Source organism: Fibrella aquatica, from assembly GCF_041321135.1.
Classification (GTDB): Bacteria; Bacteroidota; Bacteroidia; order Cytophagales; family Spirosomataceae; genus Fibrella; species Fibrella aquatica.
Genome location: NZ_JBGGWF010000009.1, coordinates 21,975 through 40,345, shown reverse-complemented (window position 1 = coordinate 40,345; position 18,371 = coordinate 21,975). Strand labels below are relative to the sequence as shown.

Below are 18,371 nucleotides of genomic sequence, written 5' to 3'. Positions count from 1 at the left end.
CACAGAGGGCGTTACCCTTCGTCAGGCTAAAAAGTTACCAACATTCTAGATCAGCATGTTATCGAATGAGGCGTTTTTTCGTTTAGTATCCAACAGCCAGCAGTTGATAATCGGCACTGAGCTTTCACTTACAAAACGCGTACTTCGGCCTGAGCCCGGTCGTCTTCACCATTGGTAAATCCATTGCCAGGTACCGAGTCGGGATCGGCAACGGCCGATGCACTGATTTGAGCCTGAATAGGCCGGGAGCCCGCCGACGTTGCCCGTACCTGAATCAATATACGCTCGGTTGTACCGGCCGATACCGACACGGCTGCGCTGCTCACCAGTTGTCCGTTAATGGTCCAGTTCGCTCCGTCAATAAATTCGATCCCTTCAGGGAGCAATACCTGAACCTGCACCCCATCAGCAGTTCGTCCGCCCGCATTTGCAATGCTGAACACAAGCCCAAACGATTCCCCAGAAACCGGCGTGCGCTTGGTCACCGCCAGTTGAAGACTCAAATCGGCTTGATTGGGTGCAGGAATTGGCTGGCTGGAAGCCACGCTTGGTAGCACACGCTGATTCGGGTTTGGTGACTCGAACACAGTAGTAGCCCCGCTGACCCTGAGTTCGGTAACAGAAGCATCGTCTTCTCCATCCAACGTACCTGAATTCGGACTACTATCGGGGTCTGGAGACGTAGCCGTTGTAAGCTGCGCCGCCAGCCTGAACGTACCGGCTACCACTGGTTTCACTACTACAGAAATGAGTGTATCGGCTTGCGGAGGTAACTGCTGTACTGTTCCATGCAGCACATTATCTGAGTAAGGCTGTCCGTTGTCGGTAACGAATTGAATATAAGCTGGCAACCGAAAAGTCCAACGAGCCAACTCGGCGGGTTGGTTACTCTCGTTTTTAACACGTAGCCGCATGGTAGTTGGCTCGTTCACCTGAATCAGGCGTTTGTCACTATACAGCAATAGGCTAAGGTCAGCCGGGGCAATAGTCACGGTATCCTTTAATAACACAACAGACGTAAATGGCTTAAGCACTAGTGAATTGGCGTAAGGCTGATTTTTCACATCCCGATAAGCACCGGCGGGCAACACCACGGTGCTATCTCTAAGGGTAGGGTTATAGTATAGCTTTATAAAGTCATCGGGTCTATTCTGAATCGCTATATCTTCCTGAAGACGGACATTGTCGAGCCAGAAAACGGGCCCTTCTCTGTCGGTCTGCACCATAACGATGGCATTGGACTCACTATCAATAGCAGTAAATACCAGTTCATAACTTTTACGATTAGGGCCAATTACAACTGAATACCGCCTGTCGAATTCCCGATACGGTGCGCCGTACTGGCGAAGATAGAATAGTACAGGTACGTCGGTTGTTGCCACAGCATCGAACCGAAGCACATACGTTTTCCCCTTTGTAATGGCTCCAATGGGCTTCGCCACCTGTGCATACGAGTTTGTCTGTCCCGACAAAGTAGGAAAAGAAACTTTCAGACTACCGCCATCCAGTTTGTTGCTATTATCAAGTGTTGCCTCGGCATTACCATATGGACTATATACCAATTGCCAATCATCATTGGATGTATCAAATGAACTAGCGACTCGGTTTATGCCGCCGGAACCCTCATTTCGGTACTGTCGGTAAGTAATAGGACTACTTTTTGAGTGAAGATCCTGACCTCTAGAGAAATTTTGCCAATCCCTGAGTTCATAATTACCACCCTGTCCCGAATTAATTACTCCCCGAATAGTAGCTTCCTCATTGAACGGTCGGGCATAATAATTTGAATCAATCAATCCATACTGTAACAAATCATCCGCGTTTGACTCGTACTGCGCTGCCAGCTGTGCATTTGTTTTACTGATAAATACATTCCGCTTGATGATATTACCTCGAATAGGGCATCTACCTCCATTATGGTAAACTACTAATTGAGAAGCATTATTATCGAATAACGTGTTATCAGTAAATGTAATATTGTTAGTACCATGTAAAAAAACACCCCACTGTGTGTGACCAAATATTGTATTACCTTTTATTTCAACATTTTCGGTACAATCATCCAAAAAAATTCCAATAGAATAGTCGACCCACGGGGTATTTCCTGCTGGCTTAGTATACAATATATTCGATACTATTTTCACATTAGACATGGGTGTCTTGTTACCATTCCATGTGTAAATACCACCACCATCAATTTTTATAAAACAGTAGTTAGCAATCAGGTTTTGCCTGATAGTTGTGTTATTTGTAAAGTTTATGCCGTTATAGCCAACACTATCAATCACGTTATTCTCAATCAGTACATTCTGATTTGCCTTTGCCGTTATACCGTTGTACTGACCATCACCGCTTTTACCTCTGCCAGCTAAAATACCAATGCGACGCATTGAGTTTCCTCTTATCGTAACTGTGCTATAAGGATCAATCCAGATACCGTTGTTGTTGACAGTGGCTATTTTGCTATTCTCTAATAAGATAGTATTACCGGAACCCAAAATAATTACACCGTCTTCACCAGCATTGGTAACATCCAGATTAGACATTACCAGGTTCGATACATTCTGACCAAAAAGACTTGTATTTAACGTTTCTGTAATGTGAATATTCCGAAAAATAATGTGCGACAGATTAGCTATATCGATGGCACGACCATGTACTGTAGCGGTATAAGTATCACTTGGTAAAATCCCCTCCGATGCATAGACTAAAATCTTTTTATTCGCTTTATCGTAACACCACTCGCCATTTCGGTCTAATGTAGCCGGATGATTCTGAAAAAAGTATTCCGAATTATCCCTTGGAAAATAATTTGAATAATTAAACAAATTTAAAGCGTCGCCATATTGAGCATCAACAACAGCCCGGTCAATAATCCAGGCAGCAGGGCGCATAACGACCTCGGCCCCCTTCCAGTTTATATTTGTAGGCAGTGGCTCTTTGCTGAATATCTGATATTTCTCGGTATGGGCACGAATAGTCAGGTTACCTTGGTTCGGTGCATCTATGTTCGGGAAACGCCCTAGTGGCAGGGGGGCAGCATTACGATAAACACCCGTTACGGCATCACCGCATGATGGACAGGGCGCTTGCCAGACGTTGTTGCCCAAGCTTGTCCAACCTGTTAAAGGAACTGAACCTGATAGAATCGGCTTGGCGCCACTTCCGTAAGCATCGAACACGATGGGCTGGCTGGCCGAGCCTGATCGACGGATCGATAACGTCCCCCTAAAGGTGTCGCCCCGGCGCAACAAAACCTGATCCCCTGCTCTCAGTGCAAGGCTGTTTATCTTACTAAGGTTTTGAAAAGGCGTGGTAACTGATGTGCCATTATTGCCATCGTTTCCTGTATTGGCTACATAATAGGTAGTCTGAGCGAAGCCAACCGGGGCCAACAGCCACAGGAAGAACAATAGAGTGTATTTGATCAACACTCTATACCTATGGATATACTTCTTAATGAACAACATGAAAACGTCGAGGATGGTGAGACAAAGTTACTATGTACTCAACCCCGGCAGCGTTGACGATAAAGTTGAGCCGTAATACACTATATACTATAAATTGTTATATAAAGATTTTTAAAAGTCGATATATAGACGGAACGGTAAGTCTACTCAAATAACAGAGTTAGTATTTTATTGGAACCAGATTAGTAATCAACGACCTCAACGATCGATCCTTAACTAAGAACTGTCACAGCACAAAATGCTTGCTAATCAACTAGGGTCAATGGTATACACATAAGTCAAAACAAAATTACTCAAAAAGCTACTATTCCCATATACTAAGATTATGTAACAACCATGCCGGTGATATATGTTTATTCACGTATTCTTACCCGCTTCTACGGAGACAGATTTCACTGAATTATGGGTCTCATTATTAACGCATTACGACATCCGGTACTGATTTCTCATCTATCAGGAGCAAATAACTATTCGTTCATTCACTTTAGAACGGGGGAACAGCTGCTGATTTCCAAGTCACTTCGTTTTCTGGAGAAACAGTTGCCTTACTTCATCAGAATTCATAAAACATTGCTGGTTAATCCCAATTGTGTGATTAAGATTCAGATGCAGCAGCACACCAGATCCAGTGGCGCGGTTGTTCTCGAAGACGGTACCATACTTCCGGTCAGCCGTAGACAGTGGCCGGTGCTGGTACAGTCGGTAGGTATTGATGACTTACCTGTAGCGGATCCTGATCAATTTGTTGCCTTTGTTTCCAGCGATGTTACCAAGGGACTGTTGCTACGTCAGCTTATCAACGATCATTGGCCGCAAACCATGTTGCACACCGTCGACAACGGGTCGGCTCTTTCACAATTAATGGTATTGGCCGAAACAGACCGACCGGCCCTTTTGCTGATTGACCTACGACAGGCTACCCCCGCGCGGCTGACCCTGCTGCGAGAATTGAAAGAAACCCCACGACTACGCCGATTACCGGTCGTTTTACTCATTGCTCCCAATGCGGGAGTTACCAAGTCGGGCTATGCACTCCAGGCAAATTCGGTGGTAGTGGTGCCTGACGATAATAGTGAATTTGTTGAGATACTGGAAAAAGTGTGTCGTTACTGGCTCACAATGGCCTCATTGCCAGTTCTCTAGTAGCGATAGTCGGAAGAGGGAAGCAACACCGTTTCCCACCAGTATTTTCTTAGCATCTGAAAATAGTCGGGCCACTCGTCAACGTTGGCCGGCTTAACCAGATAGGAAGAACTACCTCTGTCATAGGCTCCGCTGATATCTTCTGGGTCGTCAGCGTATCCAAGCATGACAACCGGCACTTGATTGATAGGGGCGGGTAACTCCTTAATACGTCTCAAAATACGCCACGCATCATCCCGACAAGGCATAAGCGCGTCTAGCAGAATCATCTTCGGCAGTTTCCATTCATCAAATTTGCAGGCCTGCAGGTACGTTATGGCTTGTTCTTCATTAATAGCCTTGACAAGCTCGACCTCGGGCAGGTACGTGGCAAAACACCGCTTGATGAGCGCCTGCTGATCAATATCATGTTGAATCAACAGCACGCGCGCCCGTCGAAAGTTCTGCCTGCTTATGGCCGTGTTGGTGGTGTCGCTTTTCATAAATGCCTTACATTGAGGAAAGTACAATAATAACAAACAGTCACTTTATCTACTATACACATACGATAGATTCCAGCTAGTAAGATTTATTTGACCGATTGCCAGTTAATCAGTCGTAAAAGCGAGAGAATAAAAATGACGTATAATCAATACAGTTAGTTTTTGGACTATACCGGGTTTCATTGATCGAGTAAACACCTTTTAAGCCATCTTTCGATACTACAATAGTGAACGGAAAAGAATAAGTAACCTTAATGAGTATTTTGTTTACTTTAATAAAAATAGTACTATTTTACGTTAAAAAATGAGTTTACAATTGTACTCTAACAAGCTTTTTACCGGCTACTCTTTTTTTGAACCGGAACCTCACTTTCAGTCAATAGAATCGTAGTAGCCATCAGCATTCTACGTTAATTCACCAGTCGATCTTACGCTAGAAGCCTCGTAACAATTTGACAGCATCGCTTAGGTTTAATTTTACTACTCTAAGACTCGCTTTAATTGTACTAAATCTAGATTTTGATTTACAAACAGCCTGATCTCAACAGTCAGCTTACCACAAACGTTATGTCAGATTCTATTGCGGCCTACACCCCGTATTCGCTCATAGAGAGCAACCGCCCACCTGTGAGGGTGATTCTCTTTCGTTACCTCCGTCATTGGCCCTGGTTTGTACTTTCGCTGGGTTTAGCCTTAGGCGGCGCTTATCTATATCTACGCTATAAGCAACCGATTTACCGTGTTCAGGCAAGCGTATTACTGCTCGACGGTACCAAAACCGATGACCGGGGTGGTGCGTTACGTGAATTTCAGGCTGCCACACCCAAAAAATCGGTTGAGAATGAAATCGAGATGCTTCGCTCGGCCACACTAATGGGGCAAGTAGTAGAGAAACTTCACCTGGAGCATCGTTACTTTAAAGAGACCAAATTTGGTAAACGTGAGATTTATCAGGAAAGCCCCATTGAGCTGATTGTTGACAAGGCGCAACCCGTTTTATACGAAGAGCCTATTACACTTACCTTCAGCGACAATCCGGTTGTTCTCATCAACGGTAATCCTATCCCCCTCAACCAATCGGTAAATACAGCCTTTGGCCGCATCAGGGTGGCTACCCGCAAGCCAGTGTCGGCCAAGACCGCACCGGTGATTGTACAGGCATCGACCAAGCAAGCTATAGCCGGTGATTATGTGAGCCGCCTCAAGGCCGAACCAACCAGCAAAACTTCATCGGTTGTAGTGCTAACAGTTGATGATGCGGTACCAGCCAAGGGTGAAGCAGTGCTGAACACATTGATTGCCGAGTATAATCTGGCCTCTATTCAGAGTAAAAACAAAGTTGCCGGCAACACGCTCCAGTTCATTCAGGAACGCCTGAACGGACTATCGGGCGAACTGTCGGGCGTAGAACAGCGGGTCGAGAATTTCAAGGCCAACGAAGGCATTACCGATCTGAGCACGCAGGCCCAAACGTTTTTACTGTCGGCAAAAGAAAACGATTCTAAACTCAACGAGGTAAATGTGCAATTGTCGGCCCTGCGCGATTTACAGAAATACGTACGTAGCCAGCCCGCCGACCAAAGCGGTACGCCAGCAACGGTTGGCCTGGACAATCCGGTTCTGTTGAGCCTGATCGGCAAAGCAACGGAACTGGAATTGCGGCGCACCGAAATGGCGCAGACCACGACCAACGCTGATCCGAAACTGCAAGGCCTCGATAACCAGATTCGGTCAACGAAACGGCAGATTTCGGAGAATGTGCAAACCATGCAGAATATGCTGGAAAGCACAAAACAGAATTACGAAGCCAAAAACCAGGCGTTAGCCGGACAAATACGGCAGGTGCCCCGGCAAGAACGGGCGCTGATGGATATTTCGCGGCAGCAAGCCATTAAAAACGATTTGTATACGTACCTGCTTCAGAAGCGGGAAGAAACAGCAGTAGCGTTTGCGGCCGCCGTTTCAGATAGCCGCACGGTCGATGCGGCCATCAGCAGCCTGACGCCGGTGAAGCCCGTGAAACCAATGATTTACCTGCTTTTCGGCATGGTGGGCTTATTGTTGCCTTTGGGTGCTATTGCCGGTCTGGATACGCTGAATCAGCGAATTCGCAGTCGGCATGAAGTAGAACGGTCAACGATCACCCCGATCCTTGGCGAGTTATCGAGCAATTCGGAATCGGGCAAAAAACGGCTGGTCATCACGCCCCGCAGCCGGTCGCTCATCACGGAGCAAATCCGTACCCTGCGCGCGAATCTTCCCTTTGTTGAAAACACTGAATCGGGTAGCCACGTGATGCTGGTAACATCGAGCATCAGCGGCGAAGGAAAAACGTTTGTGTCGTTGAACCTCGGAGCGAGCCTTGCCCTGGTTGACCGGCCAACGGTTGTATTGGAAATGGATCTACGGCGGCCTACGTATCAGCAAACCTTTCACCTCGATTCTAACGTAGGTATTAGCGAATACCTGTCGGGCGAAGCCGAGTTGAGCGATGTATTGCAACCGGTACCAGGCTACAAAAACTTTTTCATGATCAGCAGCGGCACATTGAGTGAAGACCAAAACCCGGCTGAGTTGCTGAGTTCACCCCGATTGCGGCAGTTGATTACTACACTGCGCGACCAGTTTGCCTACGTCATGCTCGACACGCCGCCGCTTGGCCTGGTGTCAGATGCGCAATTGATGGCTCCTTATGCCGATTCGACCCTGTTTGTTGTACGTCATGGTGTAACGCCTCAAACCAGCCTGAAAGCTATTGAGCTGGTTCGTCGCGAACAACGCTTCAAGAATCTGAATCTGGTACTTAATGGTGTTGTTGGCAACGATGGTTCGTACCTCAGCCATAGCCACAAAAACCGCTATTACCAGGCCGCTCAGCCCCGCAAGTGGCTGCGCAGCTAGCTCGCTCTTTTCCCCAATAAGTAAACCGTTCCGATTATTTTGATTGCTTTTTTTGACAGTGACTAAGTAAATACCAAGTAGCTAACCTGAGGTGCTGATCGTTTTCTAGAACAAGAAGTTGGACTTTTAATCACACACCTAAATTGACTCAACGACTATGACATCATTTACAATGCAAAACATGGAGACGGTCAGCCTGGAACGAGACCGAGACATGGCGATACAAAACCCTACCTGGGGCCTGTATGCAAAACGATTCTCCGATTTGCTGATCGCCGGTTTAGTAACCGTGACCATTTTGGTTTGGCTTATTCCTCTACTTGCCCTATTGATTAGATTGACATCAAAAGGACCCGCTATTTTCGTTCAGATGCGTACAGGACGGGGAGGTGAACAGTTTCCATGCTTCAAATTCCGCACAATGGCCTACAGTCCGAATGCGCAATTTCAGCAGGCAAGCAAAGGCGACAACCGGGTAACGTCGATTGGTCGGGTATTACGCAAGACCAATCTCGATGAGATGCCTCAATTTTTGAACGTACTGATGGGCCACATGAGCATTGTAGGGCCTCGGCCACATCCGCTTCCGCTCGACCAACAGTACTGGCAATCCTTACCAGGCTACCGCGAACGATACATTGTAAAGCCGGGCATTACCGGACTGGCGCAGGTACGTGGCGCACGCGGCGAAACGGGCAAGCCTTTCCAGATGAAGCACCGAGTTCGTTATGACCACATGTACATTCGTCAACAATCACCAGCTCTCGATCTTCGTATCTGCTGGTGGACCATCAAAGCGGCTCTAAACGGAAACCCTAATGCCTGGTAAGGAAACAACAGTGCTGGCTGATGATGAAACAAGTGTAACCCCGGAATCTGGATTCTCGAAGAGCATTTTGAAGCGACTGGCGGTGAATGTGGCGTCGCTTTTCAGTGTACAGGTAGCCAATTTTCTGTTACCCCTATTGACCGTACCCTACGTAGTACGTATTATAGGGCCAGAGCGGTTGGGGTTGCTCAATTTTTCACTAGCATACGTTACCTATTTCAGTCTGATTATCAATTACGGTTTCGACTTGGCCGCGGTGCGCTCTATTGCGGCAAACCGGTACGACAAGGAAGCCACGAGCCGGGTGTATAGTGAGGTGATGGCCGGCAAAATCCTGCTTTGGTGCCTGTCAACGGTCATCTTTGCCGCCGTCACCTACAACGCGCCTACGTTCCGTGAACATTGGCTGTTGCATGTCTGCACCTATATTACCTGTATCAGCACGGTGCTGTCTCCGTTCTGGGTGTATCAGGCCATGGAAGATCTGGGGCGAGTGGCCATGTTCAACCTATTGGTGAAACTGCTGTTTACCGGGGCCATCTTTCTGGTTATTCACCAGCCCGAAGATTATCTGTGGCAAAACCTGGTCTTGAGTATATCGCAGGTACTGATTAATGCCGTTGCGTTGGGCGTGGCTGTAAAACGGTTCAACATCCGCTTTTACTGGCCGGAGGTAAAGCAATTAGTTGCCCGGTTCAAAGCCGATGCCACCCTGTTTTTCTCCAATGTAATGATCACCCTCTACGCTTCGTCGACGGTGTTCTTTCTGGGTATTTTAAGCACGGCCTACGCCGTTGGGCTGTATTCGGCCGGCACACGGCTGGAAGGGGTTGCGCTCTCTTTTGTAACGATGGCGCTCAATCAGGCGCTTTTCCCGATCATAGCTAATGCGTTCGGTAAAGGCCGCGAATCGGGATTGCGTATGGTACGGTCGGTTTTTTGGCCGCTGTTGGGGGGACTAGGTGTTGTATCGGCAGGCTTATGGATCATTGCTCCCTGGTTTATTCCGTTCTTTTTCGGTGCCGATTTTGTGGGTGCCGTCACCGTATTGCGGGTCGTAGCATTACTACCCCTAATTATTGGCATGAGTAACCTGCTGGGCATTCATACGATGCTGAACCTGCGCATGGATCGCCCCTTTTTCGTCATTACCGCCATTGGCTCGGTAATCGGTTTAGGGCTAAATATCTTCCTAATTCGTCAGTACGGTCACCTCGGCGCTGCCTGGGCCTGGGTCGGTACTGAAGTGTATGTGTTACTGGCCATGGGCGGCTACCTGCTATTAAAAAGCCGGGAGTGGACGCTGGAGCCCGTAGCGGAATTAGAAAGCCATTAAAGCTGTCGGTTAAACGTAAACGATTACCGATAAGCCTAAAAACTCAACGTCAGGCTTATGAAAAAGGTCTTAATTTCTGCCTATGCCTGTGTACCCGGCCTGGGTTCAGAAGAAGGAAACGGCTGGTATTATTCAACCATCGTTAGCCAAACAAATCATCAGGTTTGGTGCTTAACCAGATCGTGCAATAGAGCAGCTGTTGATAAACGGTTGCTGGAAACGCCCTTCCCTAATCTGAATTTTGTGTACGTAAATACACCAGACTGGGTAGAAAAAGTGTATTTCTGGGGGTTGATCGGCATGTATTTTCATTACCTCTACTGGCAGTGGGCAGCGCTCAAAACAGCTCGTCCACTCAATGAAGTTCATCAGTTCGACGTAGTTCATCACGTGAGTTATGGCAGTTTACAATTAGGCAGTCTGCTGTACAAACTCAATCGCCCCTTCATATTCGGCCCCATTGGCGGGGGGCAGGAAGCACCCTCATCGCTACGGCATTATTTCAAAGGGCATTGGAAAAAAGAGCAGATGCGCACTATGATTAGTGAACTACTTCTGCGCTTTAATCCAGGATGTTTCAAGGCAGTGCGCCGGGCCAAACACGTGCTGGTCTGGAATAAAGACACTCGCCGAAAAGTGGAGTGGCTTGGTCGCACCGAAAACGTGACCAGTGAATTTAGTGGCATCTCGCAGGCGTTTATTCCACAAACGCCAATTGTTCACCCGCCGGGGCCCGTGTTGCAACTGGTATGGGTTGGGCGTTTAATGCCTCGCAAAGCGCTGGAACTTACGCTACATGGATTGAGCAAAGTAGACAGCCGATTACCCATTCAATTTACTATTGTGGGCGATGGCGAAATGGGCCAATACGTACCTGAATATCTGGAGACCTACAACCTCAAAGACCGGGTTCACTGGGCGGGAAAAGTAGGCTATGAGCAGGTAAAAGCGTTTTACCGGCAGGCCGATGTTTTCTTTTTCACCAGTCTGCGCGATACCGGCCCGGCCCAATTGATGGAAGCAATGGCTTATTCACTACCCGTTGTCACGCTTGATATGCATGGGCAGGCCGAATTGGTCAACGAGTCCACTGGCATACGGGTAGCCGTAACGGATCGGGAAACCGTGGCAACCAACCTCGGAAAAGCCATTGAGTGGATGTATTACCATCCGGAAGAGCGACTGACGATGGGCGCAAATGCCTACGAATTTGCCAGTAAACAAGCCTGGGAGGTAAAAATCAGACGGATGGTGAAGACTTACTACGGCACTAGCGATCAGCTACAAGAGAAAAGTGATTCGCAGGTGGGTACGTCCACCGAGATGATCTCTGATAGAAAAATAAACCCTTAAGTAATTTTCATAAACAATATCGACTAATACTCACTAGAGTAGGTATACCACTAGTCAACACATATGGAAACAGTTACGGCGGTCATCGTCACATTTAACCGCCTGGCGGATCTGAAAATTTGCTTAGACAGTCTACGACAACAAACCCGGCGGCCAGACGCTTTTCTGGTTGTGAACAACGGTAGCACCGATGGCACCACCGAATGGCTACCCACTCAAACGGATCTCACGGTTATTAACCAGGCAAACCTGGGCGGTGCCGGAGGATTTGCCGCTGGTATCGACGGGGCGTTTAAGTCGGGGGCTACCTGGCTTTGGTGCATGGATGACGATTGCATTGCCGCACCCGATGCGCTGGAGCAATTGCTAAAATCGCCGAACCTCGGACCATGTATCAAAAACTCCATGTCGGTCAGTATGATCGACGATGAAGAGTTGGCCTTTTACGTAGACCGGCCCAACCGGAAATACCGCAAGGTTGCCGATATGACCGGCTTCGATTTGATCTATGGCGTGGCTTCGTTTTTTAACGGTACACTCATTCACAATGAGGTGGTAGAGAAAATCGGCATTCCTGATCAGAAACTATTTATCTGGGGCGACGAAGTAGAGTACATGACCAGGGCACAACGGCTGGGTTTCCCGGTGGTGACCGTGCCCAAATCGGTATTCCGGCACCCACCCTCGTTTGATCGGAATGGTATTCCGTGGCCGGGTGCGTGGAAGCAATACTACGCCGTCAGGAATCAGCGGCGGGTGTTCCAGAACGTACATGGCCCTGCCGTGGGTATGGCCATTTTTATGCGGTGGGCCGCCCGCGAAATTGGGCAGCAGGCCGCACAGAAACGCACTAACCGGATGTATAACGTGCTGCTCTTTGGCGAAGCCGCCCTCGACAGTGTGGTGAACAACTTCCGCAAGCGGCCCGATACGATTCTGACGCTGAAGCTTTACAAAATGATGAACAAATGAACGTATTGATCCCCACTTTCCTGACCCATACGTCGCCATCCGGCGTGGTTACCTACTACCAGACACTGGCACGCGATCTGCGTAGCCGGGGTACATCGGTGCAGGTGGTGGAGACAACCGATACGCCCTTTGTCTGGAACAAGAGCCTGAATATTCTTGGCCATGCGGTCAGGCGACTAGGGCAAACAAGCCGGATTCTATGGGACGAAAGCAGCTTTTTCGCGCGCTTGTATCTGGGAGCCCGGCAGCATCGTCACCAAACCTTCGACCTCATTCATGCCCAGGATGTACGGTCGGGTGTGGCGGCGTACTATGCATTGGGTAAACGTGTACCGGTTGTTCTGACCGCCCATTTCAACGATGACCCGGTAACGGAGCTGATCACAGCGGCCAACCTGATTAATAAACCGTTGCCCGCCTGGCTCGTGCGTGCGCTTACGCATTGGTACCAGTGGCTGTTTGGGCAGGTCGATCATTACATTTTTGTATCCAACTACGCCTACACGCAATCGAAGCATTTACTGCGCGATGACGTAAAGCGAGCCATTTTACCCAATACAGTTACCATTACCGAGGCTGATAAATCGAAAACGCGTTTGGCAGAAGACGCTGGCCTGTTTATCATCAGCAATGTCGGGTACGTTGACGAGCGGAAAAATCAGGAGTTGCTGATCCGTATAGCGGCCGAAATCAGGCAGCGGGGCGTCAGCGATTTCCGGGTGTGGCTCATCGGCGACGGCCCGAGTCGGGTAGCTTACGAACAGTTGGTGGCCGATCTCGGTCTGACTGAATCCGTTCGGTTTCACGGTCGGCAGTCGGCACCGTGGCGGCTGGTGGCGCAGTCAGATATTTACGTTCACACCGCCCTGAACGACAACTGTCCCTACGCGTTGCTCGAAGCCTTTGCGGTGAACGTACCTGTGCTGGCGCTGCCGGTGGGCGGAATTCCCGAATTACTGCCCCACGGCGAAGGCTTGCTCACCAGTCGCGACCCCGCTTACCTGGCCGATCTGATTCTGTCATACCGCGATGCGAAAAAGAGCGAACAACTGACCAGTGTGCAAACCGAGTATGCCGAAAAAAATCTGAGTCATGAAGCCGGTTTACAAAAACTGCTGGCTTTTTACGAACAGGCTACCGGCAAGCGTGACCAACCCAACCAACCCGACATAAACACCCACCGTGTGGTTGACGTACCCAACTCGGCGGGAGTACCAACCTTGTAGTTTTTCTATCCATCATTCAAGAGTAAATACTATGAACGTTCTCTGGCTAGCAGCGGCCCCACACCCGAAAAAATCGGGACATCCCGTACCCTGGATGACGGCTTTAGCCGCCAATCTGGTGGCGCAGGAGGGAATTTCCATCACCGTTGTCAGCTACAATCACCACATTGACCAGGACGAAGAAATAACCCGCGACGGCGTACGCTACATCTACCTGAAAGTGGCCGACGACAAGTGGGATATGCTCACCGGCTACAAAAGGCGCATTAAACGGGTAAGAGAATATCTCCGCGATTCGGTAGCCACAAAGGCGCTGGGTACGTTCGATCTGCTGCATATTCACGGCACAGAACAACAATACCCGGCTATGGCTGCCCATCTTAATATGCCCAAAGTGGTGTCGGCCCAAGGCTTTGTAACGGAATATTACCGCTACCTGCCTAAACGGCTCGATTACCGGCACGTATCGTGGGCGGTAGCCAGCTATTACGAAAAACGGTTTGCCCGCAGTGTTCACCACTACATTGGACGTACCCACTGGGACAAAGCTGTTATCCATAAACTGAATCCAAAAGCGGTTATTCATCACAATTGGGAGCTGATGCGGCCCGTGTTTTACCAACCCATTGCCCCGCCTACCAATCAGCCACCCAATGCCATGCTGTTTATTGGTGGCCTGCACGACATTAAGGGCATTCGGGAAGCACTGAAGGCGCTGAATCTGTTGCGGGAACGGTTCCCCATGCGGCTTATCGTTACCGGGTTTGGCACACAAGACGCGCTGTTGGAACTGATTATCACACTCGGTCTGATTAACATTCCAGACGAGGCGGTTGAACATCGAGGCATGCTGACTGGCGAACAGTTGTGGGCTACCTACTCCGATGCGTTCTGTTTATTGCATCCGTCATACATCGATAACAGCCCAAATAGCGTATGTGAAGCACAGCTTGCCGGTTTACCGGTTGTAGCTTCTGACGTTGGCGGCGTTTCGTCGCTCGTTGAAAATGGCCAAACCGGCCTGCTTACCTCACTAGACCCCGCCAACATTGCGGCGGCAGTGGGTGAGCTTTGGGGAGACACGTCACTGCGCCAATTACTGGCCAGGCAAGCACGGGCCATCTCGCTGGAGCGATTTGATGCCCAACACATCACGCACCATACCAAAACGATTTACGAAGCTGTACTGGCAAACCCATGAACATAGCTGAACCCATATACACGCTGGATCCGGAAAAGGAACCCGTAAAAGAACCCAGGGTAAAAGCCATTACCTGGGGGTATCGGCTTGCGCTGTTCATGCTCCTTTTTGGCGTCGGCTCGCTCACTTACGGCTCAAACCAGCTCAGTCCGCTTCTATCGAACGTATCCAATCTGGGCGGTCTGGTGGGCGCGACCTGTCTTTTTCTGGGCTACTTCGATTATCCAAGCCCCTACAAACTGATTGCCTGGGTACTGAGTCTGGCCGTGTTCGGGCTGGTGCTCGAATCACTGCACGTGTATAACCAGTACGTGTATTCGTTCTTCGTCATTAAACGGCTGGCCTATTGCGGGCTCGCTCTACTGGCTTTTGTGGTGGCGCAACGATCGGGTCCGCTCAAACTGGGCTGGGCAGTGGCCATTATTGGGGCACTCTACTTCTACGGGCAGATTATCATGGGCAAAATCATGGAGTACAGCATGACATCGGAGAGCCGTACCACCTCGGCCTACGAAGCGTTTTACGTGATGTTGCCCCTGCTGTTTTTCCTGATGCAATACTTGCAAAAACACCGTATTGTTGACCTGATGGGCTTTCTTGGTTCATTCGGGCTCATAGTCTTTCTCCTTCACCGCTCGGTTATTTCGTCGGCCGTATTTGGTGTGGCTATAGTGGCTGGTCTGTCTATAATGGGCAAGTTACCGGGCAGCCGGTTGCCCATTGGTCGCACCGCCTCTACACTGTTTGTCCTGGCTCTGCTCACCATTCCGTTCCTGACGGCCTTATCGCCCAAGCGGGTCGATGCCTTTTTGGAAAATATCGGCGGCATTGCTAAACCAACGGAAGACAATACGGGCAACTGGCGCTACGAGCAAACCCTGTATTACTGGAGCCAGATTCCTGACCGGCCGTGGCTGGGTTGGCGTTATGAAGGCTACGACCGGGGCGAGATTATGGCCAACGAAGATTTCCCCGAAAAAGGCACCATCATTCACTCGCAATACATCGATATGCTGTATAACTACGGCATTCTGGGGCTGTTGCTCAACCTGTTTGTGATTCTAAGCACACTCTGGATGATGTATTTCCGCAATCGACAATTCACCTTCGAGCAAACTGTGCTCTTTGCCTTCATCGCCAGCGGCCTGCTCTTTGGCGTTTCCTACCAACTTCCCATCTATTACTGGGGGTTTGTTGGGCTAGGGTTGTATTACGCAACAATCAACAATGAAAAATTATCAGCCCCCAACGCCTCGGTACGGAACGTACCTGAGCGAAGCTGGTAGCTGATTATCGATAACTGACTACAGACATGATTTACGTCGTTATTCCCGTTCATAATCGCCGCGAACTTACCCGCCGCTGCCTGGCTTGCCTGGCTGTTCAGACGTACCCGGACCACCAGGAAATTGTGGTCGATGATGGGTCGACCGATGGCACCAGCGAGATGATTCAGCAGGAATTCCCCAACGCTATTGTGCTGCAGGGCGACGGTAACCTGTGGTGGACAGAGGCTACCAACGTAGGTATCCGTAAGGCGCAGGAGATTGTTGGTGCTACCCCAAAGAGCGACGATTTTCTATTAACGCTCAACGATGATACCGAGGTACAGCCCGATTACCTGCAAACATTGCTCGATACCGAAAAAAAGCATCATCCGTGCATTGTAGGGTCGCCAAGCGTCGATATCGCCAACCCCGACTACCTCGAATTTGCCGGTACAAAAATCAACCTGGTGCTGGCCGGAGGTCATCAGATGGCCGAAGATTATGGCCGGAGCTACGCCACGCTGATTAAACAGGCCGACGTGCTCAAGACCGATTCGCTACCGGGGCGGGGTACGTTGATTCCGATGGAAGTGTTCCAGAAAGTGGGGCTGTATGACTCGGTCCGGTTTGCGCATTACATGGCCGATGTTGAGTTTTCGCTACGGGCCAGTAAAGCCGGTTATCCCCTGTTTGTCAGCACTAAAAGTGTGGTTGGCGAACACGTAACGGCAACGGGCATCTTCCTGAAGCAGCGGCCGGGATGGGCCGACTTTGTGAAGAGCTTCACCTCCATTCGATCACCAACCAACCTGACAGTTCGCTACCACTTTGCTATGGTTCATTCAAAAACGAAACTGCTGTATTTCGTGCTGGATGTAGCCCGCATCTGTGGAGGATTTCTTCGCCGTAAATTTCAACCTGTCTAGGTCATGCTGACTATCCTTTTATCGGCTTACGCTTGCTTACCTAACCGGGGATCTGAAGAAGGAAACGGTTGGCATTACGCTACTCTGCTGAGTCGGCGCGGGATACAAACGCACTGCATTACTCGCGAGGAGTTTCGTTCTGAAATTGAACCCGCTCTGGCCGAAGGACATTACCCAAACCTGACGGTACACTATATCACGATGCCCGCCTGGCTCGATCGGGCGTATGGTAACCTGCTGGGTATGTATACGCACTACATCTACTGGCAATGGCAAGCGTCGCAACTGGCCCGCGAACTCGATAAACGGGAGCATTTCGATCTGGTACACCACGTTACCTACAGCAGTTTGCAGTTGGGTAGCTTTATGTATCGGGTAGGCAAACCGTTTATTTTCGGACCGGTAGGGGGCGGGCAACGCGTGCCTAAATCGATGAAACAGTACCTCGGCGGTTATTACTCGCGCGAGGTCATGCGCGATGGCGCTAGCTGGCTCTTTCAACGGCTAAACCCCGGTTACTACCAAACCATGCGGCAAGCTGATCTGGTACTGATATCTAACGCCGATACGCTGAAACTGGCTCGCCAATCGCGCCCCGACAAGCCGATTGAGCAGGTTCTTGATTCAGGAATCGGCGAAGAGTTCACATCCCTCGGCCCGCTCGAACGATCAGCCAATCCGCCGGTGATGAATTTACTGTGGGTAGGCCGTTTGTTGCCGCGTAAAGCATTGGAATTGAGCATTCATGCCTTTAGCCGGGTAAATCCTGAACTACCCATCCGCCTGACCATCGTGGGCGGGCAAGGCCAGATTGCCGACCAGGTGACAACGTACCTGACTCGCTACAAGGTGACCGATCGGGTGAAATGGGTCGGGCACGTTTCCTACGATGAAGTACGTCAGTACTATCAACAGTCAGACGCGTTTCTGTTTACCAGCCTCCGCGACTCGTGCCCTACTCAGGTTACCGAAGCCATGGCCTACTCGATGCCCGTTATCACGCTGGCCATTCACGGGCAGGCCGAACTGGTAGATGGTACAAATGGTATAAAAGTGGCCGTAAACGACCCCGAACAGGTTGTTAACGATCTGGCCAAAGCCATTGAATGGCTGTATTACCACCCCGCCGAGCGACTGGAAATGGGTCGGCGGGCCTATGCTTTCTCGAAAAGTCAGGTTTGGGATAAGAAAATAAACGTATTTACCGATCACTTGTACCCGGCTCTTCTGAGCAAGGGGAAACTGGTTAGTACCGAGCAATAGA

The 18,371-nt window shown here is 49.6% G+C and carries 13 protein-coding genes; 11 read left to right on the top strand and 2 right to left on the bottom strand.

Annotated features, from left to right (window positions below):
* Positions 1 to 128: 128 nt before the first annotated feature.
* Entirely contained in the window at positions 129 to 3,470 is a 3,342-nt protein-coding gene (locus tag ACAW87_RS18725; RefSeq protein ID WP_370725170.1) for a right-handed parallel beta-helix repeat-containing protein, read from the bottom strand.
* Between the two features lie 402 nt (positions 3,471 to 3,872).
* Between ACAW87_RS18725 and ACAW87_RS18720 the strand changes: the two genes are divergently transcribed.
* Positions 3,873 to 4,613, top strand: a complete 741-nt coding sequence (locus ACAW87_RS18720) for a response regulator transcription factor (RefSeq protein ID WP_370725169.1) — start codon at positions 3,873 to 3,875, stop codon at positions 4,611 to 4,613.
* On the opposite strand, the gene ACAW87_RS18715 is transcribed toward ACAW87_RS18720, so the two are convergent.
* Positions 4,610 to 5,095: a response regulator gene (locus tag ACAW87_RS18715; protein ID WP_370725168.1), complete on the bottom strand. Its 486-nt coding sequence runs from the start codon at positions 5,093 to 5,095 to the stop codon at positions 4,610 to 4,612. The genes ACAW87_RS18720 and ACAW87_RS18715 overlap by 4 nt on opposite strands.
* A gap of 567 nt (positions 5,096 to 5,662) precedes the next feature.
* On the opposite strand from ACAW87_RS18715, the gene ACAW87_RS18710 reads away from it, so the two are divergent.
* The 10 genes from ACAW87_RS18710 (at position 5,663) to ACAW87_RS18665 (ending at position 18,370) form a co-directional block, all read left to right on the top strand.
* On the top strand, positions 5,663 to 7,996 hold the full coding sequence (locus ACAW87_RS18710; RefSeq protein ID WP_370725167.1) for a GumC family protein: 2,334 nt from the start codon (positions 5,663 to 5,665) through the stop codon (positions 7,994 to 7,996).
* Between the two features lie 157 nt (positions 7,997 to 8,153).
* Positions 8,154 to 8,825 carry a sugar transferase gene (locus ACAW87_RS18705; protein ID WP_370725166.1) on the top strand — a complete coding sequence of 224 codons (672 nt, stop codon included), beginning with the start codon at positions 8,154 to 8,156 and terminating at the stop codon, positions 8,823 to 8,825.
* Positions 8,815 to 10,161, top strand: a complete 1,347-nt coding sequence (locus tag ACAW87_RS18700) for a flippase (RefSeq protein WP_370725165.1) — start codon at positions 8,815 to 8,817, stop codon at positions 10,159 to 10,161. The genes ACAW87_RS18705 and ACAW87_RS18700 overlap by 11 nt, the downstream gene beginning before the upstream one ends.
* A 57-nt stretch (positions 10,162 to 10,218) precedes the next feature.
* Complete coding sequence (locus ACAW87_RS18695) at positions 10,219 to 11,514, top strand: glycosyltransferase family 4 protein (RefSeq protein ID WP_370725164.1); 1,296 nt, start codon at positions 10,219 to 10,221, stop codon at positions 11,512 to 11,514.
* 63 nt (positions 11,515 to 11,577) lie between these two features.
* Positions 11,578 to 12,486 carry a glycosyltransferase gene (locus ACAW87_RS18690; RefSeq protein ID WP_370725163.1) on the top strand — a complete coding sequence of 303 codons (909 nt, stop codon included), beginning with the start codon at positions 11,578 to 11,580 and terminating at the stop codon, positions 12,484 to 12,486.
* On the top strand, positions 12,483 to 13,712 hold the full coding sequence (locus ACAW87_RS18685) for a glycosyltransferase family 4 protein (protein ID WP_370725162.1): 1,230 nt from the start codon (positions 12,483 to 12,485) through the stop codon (positions 13,710 to 13,712). The genes ACAW87_RS18690 and ACAW87_RS18685 overlap by 4 nt, the downstream gene beginning before the upstream one ends.
* Positions 13,713 to 13,743: 31 nt before the next feature.
* Positions 13,744 to 14,913 carry a glycosyltransferase family 4 protein gene (locus tag ACAW87_RS18680; protein WP_370725161.1) on the top strand — a complete coding sequence of 390 codons (1,170 nt, stop codon included), beginning with the start codon at positions 13,744 to 13,746 and terminating at the stop codon, positions 14,911 to 14,913.
* A complete protein-coding gene (locus ACAW87_RS18675; protein ID WP_370725160.1) occupies positions 14,910 to 16,199 on the top strand; it encodes an O-antigen ligase family protein in 1,290 nt (429 codons plus the stop codon). The genes ACAW87_RS18680 and ACAW87_RS18675 overlap by 4 nt, the downstream gene beginning before the upstream one ends.
* Before the next feature lie 26 nt (positions 16,200 to 16,225).
* Complete coding sequence (locus ACAW87_RS18670) at positions 16,226 to 17,107, top strand: glycosyltransferase family 2 protein (RefSeq protein ID WP_370725159.1); 882 nt, start codon at positions 16,226 to 16,228, stop codon at positions 17,105 to 17,107.
* A gap of 3 nt (positions 17,108 to 17,110) precedes the next feature.
* The gene (locus tag ACAW87_RS18665) at positions 17,111 to 18,370 is read left to right on the top strand and encodes a glycosyltransferase family 4 protein (RefSeq protein ID WP_370725158.1); all 1,260 of its coding nucleotides are present in this window, start codon (positions 17,111 to 17,113) and stop codon (positions 18,368 to 18,370) included.
* Position 18,371 lies beyond the last annotated feature (1 nt).